At 48.1% G+C, this 4,295-nt stretch carries 4 protein-coding genes and 1 pseudogene; all 5 read left to right on the forward strand.

All coding sequences use genetic code 11. The annotated features are described in order from the left end of the window. The first annotated feature begins 176 nt into the window (after positions 1-176). Positions 177-842, forward strand: coding sequence for a tyrosine-type recombinase/integrase (locus tag FTU62_RS17105; RefSeq protein WP_015060916.1), 666 nt, complete (start codon positions 177-179; stop codon positions 840-842). 189 nt (positions 843-1,031) lie between these two features. Beyond that, the gene (locus tag FTU62_RS17110) at positions 1,032-2,198 is read left to right on the forward strand and encodes a tetracycline-inactivating monooxygenase Tet(X3) (protein WP_024160783.1); all 1,167 of its coding nucleotides are present in this window, start codon (positions 1,032-1,034) and stop codon (positions 2,196-2,198) included. A gap of 148 nt (positions 2,199-2,346) precedes the next feature. Continuing rightward, positions 2,347-3,084 (forward strand): recombinase family protein, encoded by a 738-nt coding sequence (locus FTU62_RS17115; protein ID WP_001366550.1) that lies wholly within the window; start codon positions 2,347-2,349, stop codon positions 3,082-3,084. After that, positions 3,081-3,305, forward strand: a complete 225-nt coding sequence (locus FTU62_RS17120) for a hypothetical protein (RefSeq protein ID WP_000743213.1) — start codon at positions 3,081-3,083, stop codon at positions 3,303-3,305. The genes FTU62_RS17115 and FTU62_RS17120 overlap by 4 nt, the downstream gene beginning before the upstream one ends. Before the next feature lie 210 nt (positions 3,306-3,515). Beyond that, positions 3,516-4,295, forward strand: a pseudogene (locus FTU62_RS17125) (IS91-like element ISVsa3 family transposase); the annotation flags it as partial.

The following is a 4,295-nucleotide window of genomic DNA, read 5'->3' on the forward strand; positions in this document are numbered from 1 at the left end:
GTAAATTTTCAGCGTTGCTGGCTCCCCGTCAGCCGGATTGGGTTGCATCGCAGGGGTGTCGAAAGAGTCAACTGCGGTCCAAAGCTGTTGGACTTGGGTGAAAAGGGCGTTTATTCTTCCTATACGTCGATCGATTGAATGAAGGACATATACAATCATTTCTCCGACATTTGGTTATGGAGCGAAAAGTTTCAATATCTTATCAAAACCAGGCAATCAATGCGATTAAGTTTTATTACGAACGTGTTTTGGGTGGACAACGGAAAACATATTTCATCGAAAGACCAAAAAAAGAAAAAACACTTCCTGTTGTGATGAGTGAAGAAGAAACCATTCGGGTACTACGCGCTATTGAAAACGTGAAACACAAGGCTATTCTGATGACTATTTATTCGGCAGGTTTGCGCATTTCTGAATGTATAAACCTGAAAATAAAAGACATTGACTCCAAGCGCATGCAAATTCGTATAGAACAGTCAAAAGGAAAAAGAGATCGTTATACCATTTTATCTGAGAAAACATTAATTATTTTAAGAACATACTTTATGGAATATAAACCAAAAGATTATTTATTTGAAGGTCAAAAAGGTGGCGCATACTCAAGCCGAAGTATTCAAAACATTTTTAAAGCAGCTGTTTTAAAAGCAAAGATTCAAAAGGAAGTTACTGTACATACCTTACGACATAGCTTTGCAACGCATTTGCTTGAGAATGGTACGAGTTTACGTTATATTCAATCGTTGTTAGGTCATTCAAGCAGTAAAACAACTGAGGTTTATACACATATTACCACCAAGGGAATGGAACAATTAAAAAGTCCGATGGATTTGTTAGATATATAGAAAGGATTTGTATATTTGAGCAAAACTTAACAAAAAGCACTATGAATATAAATCCTTTTGAGAGAGTAGAAACGAACGGTAAACGGTTGAAAACGGATTTGTCACTGATAATGAAAGGTTTAGCAAAATAAGATATAGTGGATATATACGCCATTTGGCGTATAGCCACTTGTTATGTGCCATTTTTGAATGACAATGCGAATAGATACAGACAAACAAATGAATTTACTTAGTGATAAGAACGTTGCAATAATTGGTGGTGGACCCGTTGGACTGACTATGGCAAAATTATTACAGCAAAACGGCATAGACGTTTCAGTTTACGAAAGAGACAACGACCGAGAGGCAAGAATTTTTGGTGGAACCCTTGACCTACACAAAGGTTCAGGTCAGGAAGCAATGAAAAAAGCGGGATTGTTACAAACTTATTATGACTTAGCCTTACCAATGGGTGTAAATATTGCTGATGAAAAAGGCAATATTTTATCCACAAAAAATGTAAAGCCCGAAAATCGATTTGACAATCCTGAAATAAACAGAAATGACTTAAGGGCTATCTTGTTGAATAGTTTAGAAAACGACACGGTTATTTGGGATAGAAAACTTGTTATGCTTGAACCTGGTAAGAAGAAGTGGACACTAACTTTTGAGAATAAACCGAGTGAAACAGCAGATTTGGTTATTCTTGCCAATGGTGGAATGTCGAAAATAAGGAGCTTTGTTACCGACACGCAAGTTGAAGAAACCGGTACTTTCAACATCCAAGCTGATATTCTTCAACCGGAAATAAACTGTCCCGGATTTTTTCAGCTATGCAACGGCAACCGATTAATGGCGGGACATCAGGGCATTTTATTGTTTGCCAATCCCAATAATAATGGTGCATTGTATTTAGGAATTAGTTTTAAAACGCCCGATGAATGGAAAAATAAAATTCCCTTAGATTTTCAGGACAGAAACAGCGTTGCCGATTTTTTATTGAAAAGATTTTCCAAATGGAGTGAAGTTTACAAACAATTAATACGTTCGGTATCAACATTTCAATGCTTGCCCACAAGGAAATTTCCTTTGAACAATGATTGGAAAAGTAACCGTCCATTACCCATAACAATGATTGGCGATGCTGCTCATTTGATGTCGCCTTTTGCAGGACAGGGTGTAAATACGGGATTATTGGATGCTTTGATATTGTCTGAAAACCTTACAAACGGAGAATTTACAAGTATTGAAAATGCCATCGAAAACTACGAACAACAAATGTTTGTTTATGCAAAAGATACGCAGGACGAATCGACAGAAAACGAAACCGAAATGTTTAGTCCCAATTTTTCGTTTCAAAAATTATTGAATCTATAAACAGTAAGAAAAAACGGCTACTAACAAGCAGTTTTGCAATAGTGGGGCAGAAGTGCAAAATTGAACTTGTGTGCTTCTATCAACTTTTGTACATTAGCTGCCAGTTTAAGATGGGTGCATTTGAGTATGCCCAAAGGAGCCCGCAAGTATGCGCAGGACGAAGCCAGTAGCCGCGCCGATGGTGGCGCGGGTCTATCTGCGCGTCAGCACCGACGCGCAGGACTTGGAACGCCAAGAGGCGATCACTACGGCCGCGAAGGCCGCCGGCTACTACGTCGCCGGCATCTACCGTGAGAAGGCATCCGGCGCACGCGCCGACCGGCCTGAGCTGCTGCGCATGATCGGCGACCTACAGCCCGGCGAGGTGGTCATTGCCGAGAAGATCGACCGCATCAGCCGCCTACCTTTGCCCGAGGCCGAGCGCCTGGTGGCCTCGATACAGGCCAAAGGCGCACGCCTGGCCGTCCCTGGCGTGGTCGATCTATCCGACCTGGCGGCCGAGGCCCAGGGCGTCGCCAAGATCGTGCTGGAAGCCGTGCAGATCATGCTTTTTCGCCTGGCCTTGCAGATGGCCCGCGACGACTACGAGGACAGGCGCGAACGCCAGCGCCAAGGCATTGAGTTGGCCCGCCAGGCCGGGCGGTACAAGGGCCGCCGTGCTGATCCGAAGCGCCGCGCCCAAGTTGTCGCGCTGCGCAAGTCCGGCTACAGCATCAACAAGACCGCCGAGCTGGCCGGGTACAGTGCGGCCCAGGTGAAACGGATATGGGCCGAGGTCAGCCAGGCCGAAGCGAAGCAGCACGGCGCGTTCGTGGAGGACGCATTGACGGAAGCCGATGCCCTGGCCGCTGTCGGCCAGGATGAGCGCCAGGAGGAAAGGGCATGAAGAAGCCGAACCAAGACGACGAGCCGTTTTTCATCACCGAGGAGATTGCGGCCGAAATGATCGCCGGCGGCTATGAGTTCGAGCTGCCGCCCATTCCTTGCACCATCCGCCTACGCGACGTGCTGGAGCGCATGACCGATGCTGAGCTAGCATTGCAGCCGGGCGAGATCGCCGACCAGGAGCGTGAACGCTGCCGGCGCAAGCCGTGTTCAACCTCATGATCTGGTCATGGTATTTTTCATGGCACTGAGCCTGATAGTTCTTGCAAATTGTTGTCACTAAAGGGTTTTGTGTGCTTGTTTACAATCGAGTGGGAGTGACGGGCACTGGCTGGCAATGTCTAGCAACGGCAGGCATTTCGGCTGAGGGTAAAAGAACTTTCCGCTAAGCGATAGACTGTATGTAAACACAGTATTGCAAGGACGCGGAACATGCCTCATGTGGCGGCCAGCCGGGATCGGGATACTGGTCGTTACCAGAGCCACCGACCCGAGCAAACCCTTCTCTATCAGATCGTTGACGAGTATTACCCGGCATTCGCTGCGCTTATGGCAGAGCAGGGAAAGGAATTGCCGGGCTATGTGCAACGGGAATTTGAAGAATTTCTCCAATGCGGGCGGCTGGAGCATGGCTTTCTACGGGTTCGCTGCGAGTCTTGCCACGCCGAGCACCTGGTCGCTTTCAGCTGTAAGCGTCGCGGTTTCTGCCCGAGCTGTGGGGCGCGGCGGATGGCCGAAAGTGCCGCCTTGCTGGTTGATGAAGTACTGCCTGAACAACCCATGCGTCAGTGGGTGTTGAGCTTCCCGTTTCAGCTGCGTTTCCTGTTTGCCAGCCGGCCCGAGATCATGGGGTGGGTGCTGGGCATCGTTTACCGCGTCATTGCCACGCACCTGGTCAAGAAAGCGGGCCATACCCACCAAGTGGCCAAGACGGGCGCGGTCACCCTGATCCAGCGTTTTGGATCGGCGCTCAATCTGAATGTTCACTTCCACATGCTGTTTCTCGACGGTGTGTATGTCGAGCAATCCCACGGCTCAGCGCGTTTCCGCTGGGTCAAGGCGCCGACCAGCCCAGAGCTCACCCAGCTGACGCACACCATCGCCCACCGGGTGGGTCGCTATCTGGAACGGCAAGGCCTGCTGGAACGGGATGTCGAAAACAGCTATCTGGCCTCGGATGCGGTGGATGACGACCCGATGACACCCCTGCTG

This window comes from Acinetobacter sp. YH12126, assembly GCF_013418745.1.
Lineage (GTDB): Bacteria > Pseudomonadota > Gammaproteobacteria > Pseudomonadales > Moraxellaceae > Acinetobacter > Acinetobacter amyesii.

Coding starts and splice junctions, on each gene's coding strand:
- FTU62_RS17120 (WP_000743213.1), top strand. CDS start 3,081: ATGAAGAAGCCGAACCAAGACGACGAGCCGTTTTTCATCACCGAGGAG.
- FTU62_RS17115 (WP_001366550.1), top strand. CDS start 2,347: ATGCGCAGGACGAAGCCAGTAGCCGCGCCGATGGTGGCGCGGGTCTAT.
- FTU62_RS17105 (WP_015060916.1), top strand. CDS start 177: ATGGAGCGAAAAGTTTCAATATCTTATCAAAACCAGGCAATCAATGCG.
- FTU62_RS17110 (WP_024160783.1), top strand. CDS start 1,032: ATGACAATGCGAATAGATACAGACAAACAAATGAATTTACTTAGTGAT.